Origin of the sequence: Vibrio sp. 10N.247.310.98 (assembly GCF_041467395.1) — a bacterium.
Lineage (GTDB): Bacteria > Pseudomonadota > Gammaproteobacteria > Enterobacterales > Vibrionaceae > Vibrio > Vibrio crassostreae_C.
In genome coordinates, this window is record NZ_JBFSUL010000040.1 from 1 (window position 1) to 15,737 (window position 15,737).

Here is a 15,737-nt window from a genome sequence, read left to right on the forward strand (position 1 = left end):
GACTACTTCTTCTTGAAGATAAAAGCGGCTTTCCCCGGAAAGCCGCGATGAACCTATTTTTTTCGGTGTAGGTAAAGAGAATTACTTGGCAGTCTTCAGCTTTATCTCGGCTGCCACCTTTTGTGGTACAAACTGGCTAATATCCCCTCCGTGTATAGCGACTTCACGAACAATGGTTGAAGAGAGGAAAGCATACTCTTCTGAAGGGGTCAGAAATACGCTTTCAAGGCCAGGTAGGAGCTTACGATACATGCTAGTGAGACCAAACTCGTACTCAAAGTCCATGGTTGTTCTTAGACCACGTACTAATACGTTTGCTTGCTGCTGTTTAGCAAAGTCGACTAGTAACCCTGAGAATCCCTCTACAGATACGTTAGGTAAGTGAGACACCGCATCACGTAACAACTCTACACGTTCATCTAACTCAAACATGGTTTTTTTACTTGGGCTCGCTGCTACTCCAACAGTGATATGGTCAAACATGCTAGCGGCACGAACAATGATATCAAGGTGGCCATTGGTCACCGGATCAAAAGTTCCTGGATAAATAACGTGTGTGCTCATTTTAGCTGTCCTTGCTTAATGTAGTGTTCGAATTCGGTGCTTTACTAGAGTTTAAGGCCTTATCGAGTTGCTGCTTTACCATATCGAGTGTGATGTCTTTCATCAGGTCATCGCCTTTAGCACGGGTTCCCCATGGAAGGTCTGCGACTGGTTTACCTTGTTGTGCTTCTACGTGCTGTTGATAAACACTCACTACGATATCGAGATCGTTGTAAGGTCCTGTTCTACGAGGGTCGCTGTGTGCGTACAAGCCGATTACAGGCGTTGACTGCGTAGTTGCCAAGTGGGCTGGGCCAGTATCAGGTGCCAATACCACCGTTGCATGTTTCAGTACGGCAGTCAGTTGCTTCAAGTTCGTTTTGCCAATCAAGTTGGTTACTGGCGACTGGCATAATTTTTCGATGTCGCTACCAAGGTTAACTTCTCTTGGTGCCGGAGAACCACATAACACCACTTGCATGCCTTGTTCGGCAGCATAATCAGCAATAGCTGCATATCGCTCAGTTAACCAATTGCGTGAATCTTTGCTTGCAGCTGGGGAGATAACCAAGGTCGGCTTGTCTGCCATGGTGCTAATTGCGAGTTGTTCATCTTCAGGTGTTAAAGGGATATCCCATTGAGGCTTATCGAAGGGGGCACCAATGTAGCGAGCAAATTCGGCAAAGTTATCCAACACATGAAACTTATCTGAAATAGGTAGATGGTGGTTGGTAAAGAGTGACTGCATTTCACGAGTACGGTTTTTGCCAAATCCCACTTTGCACTTCGCCTTTATTCCCCAAGATAGCACGCTGGCTCTGAGTGCGGCTTGCATATGCAGAAGTGCATCAAATTTACGATCAGATAGCTGACGCCATAATTCACGCATTCCTTTGAAGCCTTGTTTCTTATCGAAAACAATCACCTCAATACCGGGTAGATCGCCGATCAGCATGGCTTCTATTTTCCCGGTTATCCACGTGATTTTCGTTTCAGGCCACTGCTTCTGGATGGCTTGAACCACAGAAATAGCATGACAAACATCACCTATTGCGGATAGACGAAGTATGCAAAGAGATTGAGGTGCAGTTGAGAACAGTGACATAAAGAGTCCGAAAAAGTGAATAACATCAGAATTATGCAGATACTCGCATTAGTTGTAAAATAGCAATGATGAAAAGCGACCCAAAGGCCTCATAGATGGAAACGATTAGCACCAAGAACCAAACAATTTGGTACGACCCTGAACTTTTGGCTCAGGTACCAGAGGGCGATATCGCTCAGATTTTTGAGGCTGAATATTGGCAGCAACAAGACGCCATTTCAGGCAGTGCTCAAGGACGCGGTACCACATGGTTCATTCAGCTTGATGGAATACAGGCCGCATTGCGCCATTATCGCCGTGGCGGATTGTTTGGGAAGCTAGTCGAAGACCAATATCGTTTCTCTGATTGGGAGAGTACTCGCTGCGCTATGGAGCTTAATGTCCTAAAGATATTGGCAAACGCAGGTGTGAATGTACCGAAGCCCATTGCTGCTAGAGCCATTAAAAGCGGACTACTTTATCGAGCGGACTTAATGTCTGAACGAATTCCCAATGCCAAAGATCTGGTTGATGTCTTGGTCAATGGCCCGATAGATGCGGATGTTTATCGTCGAATTGGCCAAGAGGTACGCAAGATGCACGATGCTGGGGTTAATCATACCGATCTCAACATTCATAATATCCTGCTTGATGACTCGCAAAGGGTGTGGATTATTGACTTTGATAAGTGTGGTCAGCAAGCGGGTGATGACTGGAAAGAAGGCAACTTGAATCGCTTAAAGCGCTCGTTCTTAAAAGAAGTGAACAAGCGCCAGATTCAATGGCAAGAGTCGGATTGGGAGCCTCTTTTAACAGGCTACCAAGGCTAACGAAATCGAATGGTTTTAGGGCGTGTTGACCTTTTGCGGTTAAATTTTGTTCGGATAGGGGCGCCTAGTCAAAAGCGTTTTAATCGCGGCGAGGGGGAAGTAGCCTAGTCATTCTAAGCAAATCTCCCTCAACAAAGAGTAAAGCGCTTTTTGCGGGGGCGCCCAGCTCGAACCCTTCGGGCAGCGTTTGCTGGTCATTTCTACTACGTTATCGGCTTATCATGTAGGCTAGCTACACATCAAAGCCTCTGCCTTGTATAAATACCCAGCAACTCGCTGTAAAAATCAGCTCAAAAGAACAACATGCCCTAGTCAATAATGTATTGTAAGGTGTTATCCAACGCCCCTCGATTCTGCTCAACCACTTGATAAGCCGCTAAGCCTTTATCTTTACGTAAGTTAGGTTGTGTGAACAGCTCTTTGAGTTGACCTGCAATTTCATTGCTGTTTTGGCAAATAGTGACAGCTTGAGCTTCAAGCAGTTTGTCGGTGATCTCGCTAAAATTAAAGTAGCTAGGGCCATTCAGTAAGGGTAGCTGTAAAGCTGCTGGTTCTAGCAGATTATGCCCTCCCACTTTATCTCCAATAAGACTTCCGCCCATAAAACAGGCATCAGCGCCGCCGAGTAGTACCAACATTTCGCCCATGGTATCAGCTATATAGACTTCAACATCAGATGTTAATGCTTGCTGACTCGTTCGAGTGACGGTGTTGAAGCCGTGCTGCTTAGCGAGCTCTGTCACTTGGTTGAATCGCTCGGGGTGTCGAGGCACGATGATCAGTAGCGCATTCGGATTGTCTTTTAGAAGTTGCTTATGAGCATCTAAAACAATGTCGTCTTCACCTTGGTGAGTACTAGCCGCAATCCAGACATGGCGATCCAAACTTATCTGCTTCCTCAATGCTTTGCCTTTATTAACTTGGTCAGTAGAGACTTCAATATCAAACTTGATTGAGCCCGTCACATGCACAGATGCTTTATCTAGGCCTAGTCTAACAAAACGCTCCGCATCACTAGGGTACTGGCAGAGTACCTGAGATAGTTTTTTAGCTAGAAGGTTAAATACAGGCTGGAATTTGGCGTAGCGCTGGCATGAACGTTCAGATAGACGAGCGTTGAGTACTGAAATAGGAATCCCAGCTTTCGCGACGAAATGTAACGTGTTTGGCCAAAGCTCTGTTTCCATAATCAACATTTGCTTTGGTTTTACTGATTTAAGGAAGCCTCGCACACACCAAGAAAAATCAATCGGCATGTAGCGATGCTCGACCAAACCACCAAGTTTGTCTATTTGCTCTGCTCCTGTGCTGGTTGTCGTGGTAACAATGATGGCTTGATTTGGGTTTCGCTGCTTCAATTGCTTGATAATAGGTATCGCAGCAATAGATTCACCTACCGACACCGCATGAATCCAGATCGGACTTTTACCTTCAATCTTCGGTGTAATACCGAAATGCTCTTTCCAGCGCTTACCGAAACTTGGTTTGCCGGGTTTGCTCTTATAAAGCCCATAGAGGAGCAGTGGAGAGGCCAATGACAATATAAGAGTGTATATAAGTCGTATAAGCATAAGAACAGTGACACCAGAGGGTAAAATCAGTAATCAGAAGAGTATTTTCTTCAATCTCGAAAGTAAAGAGCGTTATAATTAAATGCTTAGTGACACTTTCAAACGGAAATGGTGAACTCTATCTCATCGCTTATTCAAACCGATCAATCCTATCGTTTTTTGCTCTATGTCGAGCAAAACTACTCATTTGCTATCCTTCGTCCATTTTATAACTACGCGAAGCAACTTGGCCATGACGTAAAGTGGTTGCTCGTTGGTGAGGATGCTTCTGAACATCTCTTATTAGAGCAAGAGCAGCGCGTGTCTTTGACAGAAGCTGTCGCCTATAACCCTTCTGCTGTTTTAGTACCCGGTGATCGCGTTCCTGCTTTTATCCCAGGTTTGAAGGTACAAGTGTTTCACGGTTTAAATGAGAGTAAACGAGGGAACTTATATCCTGAGCGTGGTCTATTTGACTTGTATTGCACAGAAGGTCATGAAAGAACCAACTCGTTGGAACCGTTAGCTAAGCAGCGTGGCTATTTTCAAGTCAAAGAGACCGGATGGTTGAAGCTAGATAGTTTATTAAATTACCAAGCTAGTGATAGTCATTTTGATAGGCATCAAATTCTATTCGCTTCCACTTTTTCGCCAAGTTTATCCTGTGCTGAATTGGTTTATGAAGAACTTAAGCGCCTAAGCAAACTGAGCCAGTGGCAGTGGCTAGTGACATTGCATCCTAAAATGAAGCAAGAGACACGAGAAAAATACCAGGCGTTGGAAGGCGATAACCTTCTGTTCTTCGACAATGATCGAGTGATTGAAATGCAGCACCGTGCTGATGTGATGGTGTGTGACAACTCATCGATATTTCAGGAATTCTTGTTGCTCAATAAGCCTGTTGTCACGGTAAATAATCGAGACCCTCAAGCAAGCTTTATTAACATTACTCAAGCCGAGCAATTAGAGTCAGCAATTCAACAAGCTATGCTGCCTGATGAAACAAGAGATAAAGCCATTGCTAATTATGGTCCGTCAATAACGCCATATTTGGACGGTCAATCCTCAGCGAGAGTTCTGAGTGCTATTACGGATGTGCTAGAAAGCGGTTGGCAGGATAAAAAACCAAAAAATTGGATTCGTAACTTTAAAATCCGTAAATCATTAAACTATTGGAAATTCTAGGGCTGAATAATGAGAAAACATACCCTGTCTGTCATTGTTATTACCAAGAATGAAGAAGACCGAATTGAAACTTGCCTAAAATCTGTGGTTGATATTGCCGATGAGCTAATTGTGTTAGACAGCGGATCAACGGACGCAACCGTTGAGATATGCCAAAAATATACAGATAACGTGACAATCACAGATTGGCCTGGCTTTGGTAAGCAAAAACAGCGAGCGCTAGATAAAGCGACATGTGATTGGATGCTATCAATTGATGCTGACGAAGCTCTCGATAAAGAGATGAGCGACGCTCTTGTTGAACTATTAAAACAAGATCAAATCAAACACACTGCTTATAAACTTCCTTGGGGAGTGACTCTTTATGGCACGACTCTAAAACATGGCCGCAGTGCTCGTGCAGTATTAAGACTGTTTAAGAGAGAAGGCTCTCGATATACGTTAGACGAGGTTCACGAGACCGTCGTTCCGGAGCAAGGCTCTACAGGGATATTGAAGGGATTTCTTCTTCATTACACCCATCGTGACTATGGCCACGGCCTAGATAAAGCAGCGCAGTACGCCTGGCTCGGCTCGCAAAAGTACCATCGTAAAGGCAAGAAATCACACGGCTTATTCCTTGCTCTACTTCGAGCGATGTGGACGTTTTTCCTTGTGTACATTATCCGTCGTGGCTTTATGGATGGTAGTGTCGGTTTCATTATGGCTATGACTTACGCTCAGGTGAATTTCAATAAATATGTCGGCTTGTGGATTCTTGAAAATCGCTCAGAAGACCGTTCAACAGACCAAGCTAAATAGGGACCGATAGATGAAGATTTTAGTTTGTGCATCTTACTTACATGCATGGAATAGTTTGCGTCCAGAAGCTGCGATTTTTATCGAACTAGCTCGTCAAGGGCATCAAGTGACGATAATGACTCAGGGAGAATCTGAGCACGTATCGAAGCTAGAAGAGCATGGTATCCGAGTAGTAGATGGCTATCCGAAACGTAAAATTTGTTTTGACACCATTAAAAAGATTCGCCACGAGCTGAAAACTCATGATTACGACATCTGCTATGCTTTTAACTCAAAGACGATACCTAATGCGGCGTTTGCGTGTATTGGTTTCAACGTTAAATTAGTCGTTTATCGAGGCACTACTGGCGGGTTATATCGACATGACCCTAGTGCTTATTTAACTCAACTTCACCCTCGTGTAGATGGCATAGTCTGTGTTTCAGAAGCGGTGCGACAAGATGTGGTGAAGCGCGTTTGGAAGAACAAAGATAACGTTGTTACCATATACAAAGGGCATGAATTGGATTGGTATAAAGTACCACCAACTGAGCGCTCTGAGTTTGGATTGAATGAAGATGATGTAGTCGCGATTACTGCAGCGCATGTAAGGCCAAGTAAGGGTATTTCTGTTTTACTTGAGGCGACCAAATACATTACAGCACCGAACTTCCACTTAATCTTAGCGGGTAGTGGCTATGAGCCTCACTTTGATGAGATGAAAGCGAGCCCTATGAGTGAGCGAATTCACTACATCGGCCATCGTACTGACATCCCTTCAATTATGTGTATGGCAGATTTTCAAGTTCAGCCATCGATCAGCGGAGAAGGGCTACCGCGTACCATTGTTGAAGCAATGGCAAATGGCACAACTTCTGTTGTTACTACCACAGGTGGAGCTCCTGAACTCGTTGTAGATGGCGAAACGGGTTATATCGTCCCTACGGGTGACGCAAAAGCTTTGGGTGAGGCAATGGACAAACTCGCGCGCGATAAAGATAAGTGCACAGCTATGAGTGAAGCAGCCAAAGAGCGCTTAGATGAAAGCTTTAGTTCACGAGTAACAGTGAAGAAGCACCTGGAGTTTTTTGAGAAGTTGCTAGCCAGCTAAAGTAGCTAGATATCAATTTGGAATTCAAGTACCTAAGTTTAAAACTTAGAGAAATAGAAATATATTAGAGTAGTTGAGTATGCTAAATAACAAGACAGTATTAATTACAGGTGGCACAGGGTCGTTTGGTAAGCAATTTATCAAAACAATTCTGGAACGATACCAAGACGTAAAGAAGATCATTATCTTTTCTCGTGATGAATTGAAGCAGTTTGAAATCAAGCAGCAATATCCTCACAAGGATTTTCCACAATTACGCTTCTTTATTGGCGATGTTCGTGATCGTAACCGTATGATTCAAGCGTGTGAAGATGTTGATGTTATTATCCACGCCGCTGCGATCAAACAAGTTGACACTGCTGAGTACAACCCAACTGAATGTATTCGCACCAATATTGATGGCGCAGAGAATGTGATTAGTGCGGCTCTTGCGTGTGGTGTGAAAGATGTCGTTGCCCTCTCGACCGATAAGGCATGTGCACCAATTAACTTATATGGTGCGACAAAGCTTGCTTCAGATAAGCTATTTGCTGCTGCAAATAATATTAAAGGTTCAAAAGACATTCGTTTTAGTGTCGTACGTTACGGCAATGTGATGGGCTCTCGTGGTTCGGTTATCCCATTCTTTATGCAGAAAAAAGAAGAAGGTTTACTGCCAATTACGCATGAAGAAATGACACGTTTTAACATTTCTCTACAAGATGGCGTGAACATGGTTATGTACGCTCTAGAGCACCATTTAGGTGGGGAAATCTTTATCCCTAAGATCCCATCTTATAAGATTCTAGATATCGCTGAAGCTGTTGCTCCAGGCGTGCCTACTAAAATTGTAGGTATTCGCCCTGGTGAAAAGCTACATGAAGAAATGATCACAGATACTGATTCACTAAATACCATTGATTTAGGTCGTTACTACGCGATTTTACCTTCAGTATCATTCACTTATACAGAATCTGAATACATGGAACACCATAAAGCAGAGAAAGTACCTTTTGGTTTCAAATATAACTCAGGCACGAATGCTGAGTGGGAAACCATTGAAGGTCTGCGAGACCTAATTAAAGAACATGTTGATCCTAAATTTACAGTGTGAGTAAAACAGTGATTCCATACGGCAAGCAAGATATCACTCAGCAAGACATCGATAGTGTAGTTGATGTCCTTAAGTCTGATTTTTTAACGCAAGGTCCGCAAGTACCTGCGTTTGAAAAAGCGCTAACAGAACATACTGGATCTCAGTATGCGTTAGCTGTAAATAGTGCAACATCCGCTCTGCATATTGCTTGCCTAGCTTTAGGCTTAGGCGAGGGTGACTGGTTGTGGACAACGCCAGTCACTTTTGTAGCATCTGCAAACTGTGGTCTTTACTGTGGTGCTAAAGTTGATTTCGTTGATATTGATTCTGCGACTTACAATATGTGCCCTGAAAAGTTAGAGCAAAAGCTAATTACCGCTAAAGCTAACGGAACCTTACCTAAGGTAGTCGTTCCTGTTCACTTATGCGGTCAACCTTGCGATATGGAATCCATTGCTAAATTAGCTAAAGAGTACGGCTTTAAAGTCATTGAAGATGCTTCTCATGCTATTGGTGGTAAATATCATGCTCAACCAATTGGTAACTGTGAACATTCTGATATTACAGTTTTCAGTTTTCACCCTGTGAAAATTGTGACAACGGCGGAAGGTGGCGCGGCGTTAACCAATCAGAAAGAACTGGCGGATAAAATGGCTCTATTACGTAGTCATGGCATCACTCGTGACTCTGAAATGATGACGGAAGCTTCTCATGGTGGTTGGTACTACCAACAGGTTGATTTAGGTTTCAACTACCGCATGACAGAACTTCAAGCGGCGTTGGGTGTCACGCAAATGCAACGTCTTGATGAATTTGTTGCGGCGCGCCATGTGTTGTCTAAGCGTTATAATCAAATGTTATCTGAATTACCCTTGGTACTTCCTTATCAACTTGAAAACACGTACTCAGGTTTGCATTTATTCGTAATTCGTTTGAAGTTGGATGAGATATCATTAACTCATAAACAAGTGTTTGACGCCCTGCGTGAAAATGGTATCGGTGTTAATTTGCATTACATTCCTGTGCATACTCAGCCATATTACCAAGCTATGGGCTTTACTGAAGGGGAATTCCCTGAGTCAGAACGTTACTATCAAGAAGCCATCTCACTGCCAATGTTCCACGGTATGACGGAAGAACAGCAAAATACCGTTGTTCGTGTAGTAACTGACATTTTGACAGGTAAATAATGAACGTTGCTATTATTCCTGCACGTGGTGGCAGCAAGCGTATTCCTCGTAAAAATATAAAGCACTTTCATGGCAAACCTATGATCGCTTACTCAATCGAGGCTGCACTTGCTTCGGATTGTTTTGATAAGGTTATTGTCTCTACTGATGATGCTGAGATAGCCGAGGTAGCGATAAAGTATGGTGCTGAAGTACCATTTTTACGGCCTTCAAATATCTCCGATGACTATGCTACCACTATGGATGTGATACACCATGCAATAACTTGGTGCGCTAATAATGGCTGGGATATTGGTGATGTTTGTTGTTTGTACGCCACTGCTCCGTTTGTTTTACCTGAAGATCTTCAGAAAGGCTACGAGCTACTTAGAGGAAATAGTGTGCAATTTACATTTAGTGCCACATCGTTTCCTTTTCCGATTCAGCGTGCGATTCAGCTTGATGAGCAAGGCTCTGTTTCGATGTTTTCGCCTGAAAACGAACAGGTAAGATCACAAGACTTGGAAGAAGCGTATCACGATGCTGGCCAGTTTTATTGGGGTCGTAAAGATGCTTTCCTGAATAAACTATCGGTGTTTTCCAGCCACTCTAAGGCCGTGATCTTGCCGAGAAAACGCGTTCAAGATATTGATACCCAAGAAGACTGGGAACTGGCTGAATCTCTTTTTTCAGCATTGAGGTTAGGATAAATAATGAAGGTTACCTTCCGAGTGGATGCGTCACTATTTATCGGTAGTGGCCACGTCATGCGCTGTTTGGTGCTTGCTGATATATTAAAAAACAAAGGTTTTTCTGTATGCTTTGCTTGTCTGCCTCAGCCAGGGGACATGATTACATATATCCGTGATAGAGGCTTTGACGTATTAGAGCTGACTCCCTCTTGTCTACAAATGACTCCCTCCCATAGTGCTGATTATAAAGCTTGGCTTCAACGTAGCGTTGAAGAAGATGCAAATGACTTTCTATCTAAAGTTGATTCTTCCGAGTGGGTGATTGTGGATCACTATGCGCTGGACCATGAATGGGAAAGTATCATTATAGGTAAGCTGTCATGCGCTATTTTATCGATTGATGACCTTAACCGTGAACACTGTAGTGATATTATTCTCGACCAAAACCTATGGCCGAACATTTCAAAAAGATATTCGGATTGTTCTGCTACCAAGCTCCTTGGTCCTGAATATGCTCTTTTAAGAGAGAGCTTTTCAACATTGCGGGATTCGCCTCGAGATTCAATATCCAATCAACTCTTAGTCTTTTTTGGTGGAACAGATCCTACAAATGAGTGCGAGAAATTTATTCTTGCAGCAAATGAGTTTAAGAGGCTCCCGTTTAATACTATTTTGATCACGGGGAGAATCAACCCTCGTTTTGATGCTTTGATAAAGCTTAATCAAAAGAGCAATGTTTCTATATACAAAAATTTAGAGAGTTTTGATTTATCTTTAAGTAATAGTAAATATGCAATTGGCGCTTCAGGAGTAAGTAACTGGGAGCGTTTTTGTCTCAGGGTTCCAGCCTCGATAGTTTCTGTAGCGGAGAATCAAGTAATACTTTCAAATTACTTGTCAGATTTAGGGTTTGTTGAATACTTAGGTGAAGGTATAACGACGAGTACCGATACTTATGCACTTGAGCTAGCGCGTTTATGTGAAAGGTGGGATGACATCAAACCTTTTAGTGATTTTGAAGTTGATGGCTTCGGTGCGAATAAGGTCGTTCAAACAATGGAGAGCTTTTGTCGTGAAACAAAGAGTGATTAAATTTAGGCAACTTGAAGAAAGTGATTTAGAAGAAATTCTCGCTTGGAGAAACTCTCCAGATGTTAGAAAAAATATGTACACCTCTCATGAAATCACTATGGACGAGCACAAGTCATGGTTTTCTAGCATGTGTAAGGATAGTTCAAAAGAATATTTTCTAGCAGAGTTAAATGGAGAGCCAGCAGGTGTTGTTGGATTTACTGATATAAATAGAATTCCTGGAATTGCTTCGTGGGCATTCTATGCCTCGCCTAATGCGGTAAGGGGTACAGGATCTTTGATGGAATATCGAGCGCTAGAGCATGCATTTACTGAATTAGATTTGCACAAATTACGCTGTGAGGTTTTAGGTTTTAATCAACCGGTGGTGAAGTTACATTCCAAATTTGGCTTTAAAGTTGAAGGTACTCATCGAGATGCTTTCTTCAATGGGACTGAATATCACGATGTAGTACATTTGGGTATCTTTTCACATGAGTGGAAAGGTATTAGAAACCTTATGAAAGATAAATTGAGAGTATACGAAGAGAATGAATAAAAACATATACATCGATAATCGAGAAATTGGTCCTAATTGTCCTCCATATATTATTGCTGAACTTTCTGCTAACCATAATGGTGATATAAACCGTGCCTTTCAGATTATGGAAGAAGCAAAAAAAGCAGGTGCTGATGCGATTAAACTTCAAACCTATACCCATGAAACAATCACTATGGATAGTGACTCGGAAGAGTTTCAAATTCATGGCGGCTTATGGGATGGCCAAACTCTGTATGAGTTGTATAAAGAAGCGCATATGCCTTGGGAATGGCATAAACCTTTGTTTGAAAAAGCAAAAGAGTTAGGTATTACAATCTTTAGCTCACCTTTTGACTTTACAGCTGTAGACCTATTAGAAGAACTTGATGCACCTGCTTACAAAATTGCGTCTTTCGAAGTGGTTGATTTACCCTTGATTAAGCGTGTTGCTCAAACGGGTAAGCCGATGATCATTTCGACGGGGATGGCTAATGAGGAAGAAATTGCAGACGCAGTAAAAACAGCAAGAGACAATGGGTGTACTGAATTAGTTGTACTGCACTGTGTAAGTGGGTATCCAGCACCAGCTGAACAATACAATTTAAAAACTATTGCCGATATAGCACAACGATTCGAAGTATTGTCAGGCCTTTCTGATCACACTATCGACAATGCTACCGCAGTTGCTTCGGTTACTCTAGGTGCATGTTTGATTGAAAAACATGTCACAATGGATCGTAACGGGGGCGGTGCCGATGATAGTTTTTCTCTTGAGCCTCATGAGTTAGCGGCATTATGTAAAGATGCGAAAACAGCTTGGCAAGCTATGGGGAAAGTCAATTACGAGCGAACAGATGCGGAAAAGGGAAATGTTAAGTTTCGTCGCTCTTTATATGTGGTAAAAGACATAGCGGAAGGTGAATTGCTGACCCCCGAAAACATTCGGAGTATTAGGCCTGGTTTTGGCTTGCCACCAAAATACTATGAAGAGGTTCTAGGGAAAAAAGCTCTAACTAAGATAAATTCAGGAACTCCTTTATCCTTGAATTTATTTATATAGTCAGTTATTTGACATTAGATAGCTGTAGAGATATTAAATCTTGGAGGCTATCTTGTTTTTTTTCTAATTCAATTAATATATTTTCTAAGTCATGAACTTTGCTATCTGGGATTAATTTATATATTTCACAATATTCCTCGATCCCCATTCCGGCTGAAGAGTTAATTGATATTATGTTAACCTTATCTTTGCTAGACAGTAGATAAATCTCCAAAGGTAGCTTATTAGATAAAAATCTCACTCCTTTTTCTTTGAAAGATAAATAATCTGAATTACTTTCCTTTGGGTGCAACTTCAAAATTGGGGTGAAACCTTTACGTTTACTCTCTAATATTAATTCACTATAGATGTCATAAAAGAAATTATTGTCTTTAAGCTTACCTTTTAATTTGTTAAATATGGGTTGTGTGGCGATGATTAATGTATTATTGTCGAAATTACTAGTATTATCAAACTTAAAGCATTGTTGGATCTTTGATATTTTTGCTTTATCTTTTGATAAAACAAGTCTTCTTCCTTTGTGTTGTACTGATTTTGGTAACTTTTCTGGGTGTATTACATAAATGTGGTCACATTGCTTTCTTTCACCAAATACGTAATGCTTAGGCGGTTGATTTGATAGCAAACGAAGTAATTGCTTGGGCTTGTCATCAATCTGGTGCTTAACGTAATTACCCATTCCATCTTCTATCATTGAGTAAGACTTAACTAGAAGGCGAAATAACCTAGACATCTTATTGTTATCATTGAATAAAAATAATTTACTTATCCCACCCTTTAGGTCTACGTTGTTATTGCTTTCATATATTGATGCTACCAAGATTTTTTTAAATTTATCAGGTATTGGCCAACCTCGAAGAGAACAAAATAAAATATACTTCCCAATGTATCCTATTTTTTTTATATCACTAACTAACGATTCCCTATTCATCAGCACCAATTCTATTTTGGGAGGGAGTTGTGTTGTGTCTATGTCTTTAGGGTTTATGTTTTGGTAATCATAGAAATAAATTATGGTCGACGGATTCATCTCATCTTGTGCTTTATACAAACTAAGTAGTAAGTGCCTTACCGTAGAGCAGATATAAATATCTTTATGTGTTGAGTTCATGATTTATTTCTACTCAGTTTGAATTTTATATTATGTAGGTGGCGTTGAATGGTTTCGTTTAAATTGAACCATTCACGCTTACATTTCTTGAATAAACTTCTGGTGCTGGTGCGCTTTTCATATCCGATATCAGAATCAAACTTTGGGTCATTCGTTAAGCAGGGTACCGCAGTGCCGTAGCACTCGACTTCGTTTTGCCAGAATCGGTCCATATAAATATCTACAGCCATATACCACTCTTTTGAGTGTTCAAGGAATTTTCTAGCTCCTGAAGGCCTTAAGAAATAGGCCGTGGCACTCATATGCCCTTTAGTGAACTTGTGAATACTAGTAGATTTCGCTTCGAGCACTTCGTAAGAATCATATTTACGGCGCTTGTTTTTGAATAATCTTATGCACTCTACAGTTTCGGGGATGTCACTAATATCTTGTATGAAGTTAAGGAATGCCTCTTTAAATATAAGAGCATCATCTTCAATTATGACTATTGGTTGATTGAGTTCAACACACTTCTGCCACAATAAGTAATGGCTTGCATAACACCCTAACTGACCAGCGCTTAGTGTTTTTGCTCGGTATGTTTGGCTTAAATCATTATTGTAAAGGTTTAGTAGTGGGTGAGGAGGTGATGTTCTGCCATCCACGGCAGAAAATAGCTCAAAAGGAAGAGATAGTTCGCCCAATTGACGGCTAATATTTTCTTTTCTTTCTGCGGAAGATTCTAGATTTATGACGAAAATTTCTATCATGATGTTTGCTCAGTACAATGTGGATATAATATTAGTAAAAATACTATTAATGTTTGAGGGTGATTGAATGGAACGTCAGTGAGTGAAGCTATAAAATAAAGAGAAATTACACCATAAATTAATGGCTTATCGCAGGGTTGGTGTTTTTTTTGTTCAAATGCAGGGTAAATTAAAATTAAAATCAATAGTACTAAGCCAATTAAACCTGACTTGACTTGTTTATCTAAAAATTGATTGTGGTAATGGGTTGGGTTGAATTCATATAATGATTTTGATATTTCTCCATTCATTCTCAATTTTCTTAATTTATCTCTGTGGCTATCCCCGCTACCAATAAACATACTATCAATAATTAATTTAGGTACGGCTTCCCACATTTGAAGTCTCAACCCTATAGATGTGTATTTTTGACCTGATTCAATTCTTTTTATTTCAAGCCTTGTCTGATCTATTTTAACTTTAATTTCTTTTTGAAATATAAAATACCCACAAGAAGAAGCTAGAGCAATAACTGATAGGAATATAACTATTCCTTTTTTAGTTGTTGGGTTTCTTTTTATGTATGTGATAGAAACAACAAACAATGAAATAAGTAAAGCTAACCATACTCCTCTTGATTGTCCTATCATTATTGTAAAAGAAGCTAGGATTAGGCATATTGAGAGCAAATACTTATTAATCTTGAACGATGTTGTTAACAGCATTGAATAACACATTACTGCAATTGCGGCACAGATTGTTGAGTATGGGATTGGATTCATGTATCCAACCCATCTTACTTCACCTAAATATAGATTATGGTAAGCACTACTTATGGATAGAAGAATACAGCTTGACAGCAGGGTGAAGATTACTATGCGGCGGCTTAATCTTTTTAAAGGGAATGTGGCTAAATATATCGAAATAGCAATTAGAGCTCTCATTTCTCTTGAGCTTGAGCCGTGGTAATAATAACTAAAAATACTATATATTGTTGCTATTATTATGATAATTAAATAAGGGGAAAGTAATCTGTTCTTTATGTCTATATTGTTTACTTTAGCATAAAGTAAGTTTGCCAGTGTTCCAATGATTAAAAACACTGCCATTTTTTTATCACCACTAGGAATAATTAGCATACCTGAAAATGCGAATAGGTAAGGTGTTATAATTAGTAACTTAAGGGCGTTATTATAAATCTTCATAT

16 protein-coding genes are annotated in these 15,737 nt (G+C 40.8%); 10 read left to right on the plus strand and 6 right to left on the minus strand.

What is annotated here, in order from left to right:
- Positions 1-81 precede the first annotated feature (81 nt).
- Together coaD and AB6E78_RS15370 are read right to left on the minus strand one after the other, a co-directional pair.
- Positions 82-564, minus strand: coding sequence for a pantetheine-phosphate adenylyltransferase (coaD, locus tag AB6E78_RS15365; protein WP_010433787.1), 483 nt, complete (start codon positions 562-564; stop codon positions 82-84).
- Position 565: 1 nt separating this feature from the next.
- Positions 566-1,648 carry a glycosyltransferase family 9 protein gene (locus AB6E78_RS15370; RefSeq protein WP_372133919.1) on the minus strand — a complete coding sequence of 361 codons (1,083 nt, stop codon included), beginning with the start codon at positions 1,646-1,648 and terminating at the stop codon, positions 566-568.
- Positions 1,649-1,743: 95 nt separating this feature from the next.
- On the opposite strand from AB6E78_RS15370, the gene AB6E78_RS15375 reads away from it, so the two are divergent.
- Complete coding sequence (locus AB6E78_RS15375) at positions 1,744-2,457, plus strand: 3-deoxy-D-manno-octulosonic acid kinase (protein WP_372112427.1); 714 nt, start codon at positions 1,744-1,746, stop codon at positions 2,455-2,457.
- A 308-nt stretch (positions 2,458-2,765) separates the two neighbouring features.
- Here AB6E78_RS15375 and waaA read toward each other — a convergent pair whose 3' ends face one another.
- Positions 2,766-4,028 (minus strand): lipid IV(A) 3-deoxy-D-manno-octulosonic acid transferase, encoded by a 1,263-nt coding sequence (waaA, locus tag AB6E78_RS15380; RefSeq protein WP_372112429.1) that lies wholly within the window; start codon positions 4,026-4,028, stop codon positions 2,766-2,768.
- Positions 4,029-4,160: 132 nt separating this feature from the next.
- On the opposite strand from waaA, the gene AB6E78_RS15385 reads away from it, so the two are divergent.
- The 9 genes from AB6E78_RS15385 to pseI all read left to right on the plus strand — a co-directional run bounded on the left by AB6E78_RS15385 (position 4,161) and on the right by pseI (position 12,691).
- On the plus strand, positions 4,161-5,192 hold the full coding sequence (locus tag AB6E78_RS15385; protein WP_372112521.1) for a UDP-N-acetylglucosamine 2-epimerase: 1,032 nt from the start codon (positions 4,161-4,163) through the stop codon (positions 5,190-5,192).
- Between the two features lie 9 nt (positions 5,193-5,201).
- Positions 5,202-5,993, plus strand: a complete 792-nt coding sequence (locus tag AB6E78_RS15390; protein ID WP_372133918.1) for a glycosyltransferase family 2 protein — start codon at positions 5,202-5,204, stop codon at positions 5,991-5,993.
- A gap of 10 nt (positions 5,994-6,003) precedes the next feature.
- Positions 6,004-7,083 carry a glycosyltransferase family 4 protein gene (locus AB6E78_RS15395; RefSeq protein ID WP_017069247.1) on the plus strand — a complete coding sequence of 360 codons (1,080 nt, stop codon included), beginning with the start codon at positions 6,004-6,006 and terminating at the stop codon, positions 7,081-7,083.
- 79 nt (positions 7,084-7,162) lie between these two features.
- Positions 7,163-8,176 carry a UDP-N-acetylglucosamine 4,6-dehydratase (inverting) gene (pseB, locus tag AB6E78_RS15400; RefSeq protein WP_372112431.1) on the plus strand — a complete coding sequence of 338 codons (1,014 nt, stop codon included), beginning with the start codon at positions 7,163-7,165 and terminating at the stop codon, positions 8,174-8,176.
- The gene (pseC, locus tag AB6E78_RS15405; RefSeq protein ID WP_372112433.1) at positions 8,173-9,348 is read left to right on the plus strand and encodes a UDP-4-amino-4,6-dideoxy-N-acetyl-beta-L-altrosamine transaminase; all 1,176 of its coding nucleotides are present in this window, start codon (positions 8,173-8,175) and stop codon (positions 9,346-9,348) included. Before pseB ends, pseC begins: the two co-directional genes overlap by 4 nt.
- Positions 9,348-10,037, plus strand: coding sequence for a pseudaminic acid cytidylyltransferase (gene pseF / locus AB6E78_RS15410; protein ID WP_372133917.1), 690 nt, complete (start codon positions 9,348-9,350; stop codon positions 10,035-10,037). The genes pseC and pseF overlap by 1 nt, the downstream gene beginning before the upstream one ends.
- A 3-nt stretch (positions 10,038-10,040) precedes the next feature.
- Positions 10,041-11,111, plus strand: a complete 1,071-nt coding sequence (gene pseG, locus AB6E78_RS15415; protein ID WP_017069251.1) for a UDP-2,4-diacetamido-2,4,6-trideoxy-beta-L-altropyranose hydrolase — start codon at positions 10,041-10,043, stop codon at positions 11,109-11,111.
- Positions 11,092-11,649, plus strand: a complete 558-nt coding sequence (gene pseH, locus AB6E78_RS15420; protein WP_371714001.1) for a UDP-4-amino-4,6-dideoxy-N-acetyl-beta-L-altrosamine N-acetyltransferase — start codon at positions 11,092-11,094, stop codon at positions 11,647-11,649. The genes pseG and pseH overlap by 20 nt, the downstream gene beginning before the upstream one ends.
- Complete coding sequence (gene pseI / locus AB6E78_RS15425) at positions 11,642-12,691, plus strand: pseudaminic acid synthase (RefSeq protein ID WP_017069253.1); 1,050 nt, start codon at positions 11,642-11,644, stop codon at positions 12,689-12,691. The genes pseH and pseI overlap by 8 nt, the downstream gene beginning before the upstream one ends.
- A 4-nt stretch (positions 12,692-12,695) precedes the next feature.
- Here pseI and AB6E78_RS15430 read toward each other — a convergent pair whose 3' ends face one another.
- Genes AB6E78_RS15430 through AB6E78_RS15440 form a run of 3 tightly spaced genes read right to left on the minus strand, consistent with a single transcriptional unit; the run spans position 12,696 to position 15,735 of the window.
- Positions 12,696-13,802, minus strand: coding sequence for a polysialyltransferase family glycosyltransferase (locus tag AB6E78_RS15430; protein ID WP_017069254.1), 1,107 nt, complete (start codon positions 13,800-13,802; stop codon positions 12,696-12,698).
- Positions 13,799-14,551: a glycosyltransferase family 25 protein gene (locus tag AB6E78_RS15435; RefSeq protein ID WP_372133916.1), complete on the minus strand. Its 753-nt coding sequence runs from the start codon at positions 14,549-14,551 to the stop codon at positions 13,799-13,801. Before AB6E78_RS15435 ends, AB6E78_RS15430 begins: the two co-directional genes overlap by 4 nt.
- A complete protein-coding gene (locus AB6E78_RS15440; RefSeq protein WP_372112437.1) occupies positions 14,548-15,735 on the minus strand; it encodes an O-antigen ligase family protein in 1,188 nt (395 codons plus the stop codon). The genes AB6E78_RS15435 and AB6E78_RS15440 overlap by 4 nt, the downstream gene beginning before the upstream one ends.
- Positions 15,736-15,737: the final 2 nt, after the last annotated feature.

Coding starts and splice junctions, on each gene's coding strand:
- AB6E78_RS15435 (WP_372133916.1), bottom strand. CDS start 14,551: ATGATAGAAATTTTCGTCATAAATCTAGAATCTTCCGCAGAAAGAAAA.
- pseB (WP_372112431.1), top strand. CDS start 7,163: ATGCTAAATAACAAGACAGTATTAATTACAGGTGGCACAGGGTCGTTT.
- AB6E78_RS15370 (WP_372133919.1), bottom strand. CDS start 1,648: ATGTCACTGTTCTCAACTGCACCTCAATCTCTTTGCATACTTCGTCTA.
- pseI (WP_017069253.1), top strand. CDS start 11,642: ATGAATAAAAACATATACATCGATAATCGAGAAATTGGTCCTAATTGT.
- AB6E78_RS15430 (WP_017069254.1), bottom strand. CDS start 13,802: ATGAACTCAACACATAAAGATATTTATATCTGCTCTACGGTAAGGCAC.
- pseG (WP_017069251.1), top strand. CDS start 10,041: ATGAAGGTTACCTTCCGAGTGGATGCGTCACTATTTATCGGTAGTGGC.
- AB6E78_RS15440 (WP_372112437.1), bottom strand. CDS start 15,735: ATGAAGATTTATAATAACGCCCTTAAGTTACTAATTATAACACCTTAC.
- AB6E78_RS15395 (WP_017069247.1), top strand. CDS start 6,004: ATGAAGATTTTAGTTTGTGCATCTTACTTACATGCATGGAATAGTTTG.
- pseF (WP_372133917.1), top strand. CDS start 9,348: ATGAACGTTGCTATTATTCCTGCACGTGGTGGCAGCAAGCGTATTCCT.
- coaD (WP_010433787.1), bottom strand. CDS start 564: ATGAGCACACACGTTATTTATCCAGGAACTTTTGATCCGGTGACCAAT.
- AB6E78_RS15375 (WP_372112427.1), top strand. CDS start 1,744: ATGGAAACGATTAGCACCAAGAACCAAACAATTTGGTACGACCCTGAA.
- waaA (WP_372112429.1), bottom strand. CDS start 4,028: ATGCTTATACGACTTATATACACTCTTATATTGTCATTGGCCTCTCCA.
- AB6E78_RS15390 (WP_372133918.1), top strand. CDS start 5,202: ATGAGAAAACATACCCTGTCTGTCATTGTTATTACCAAGAATGAAGAA.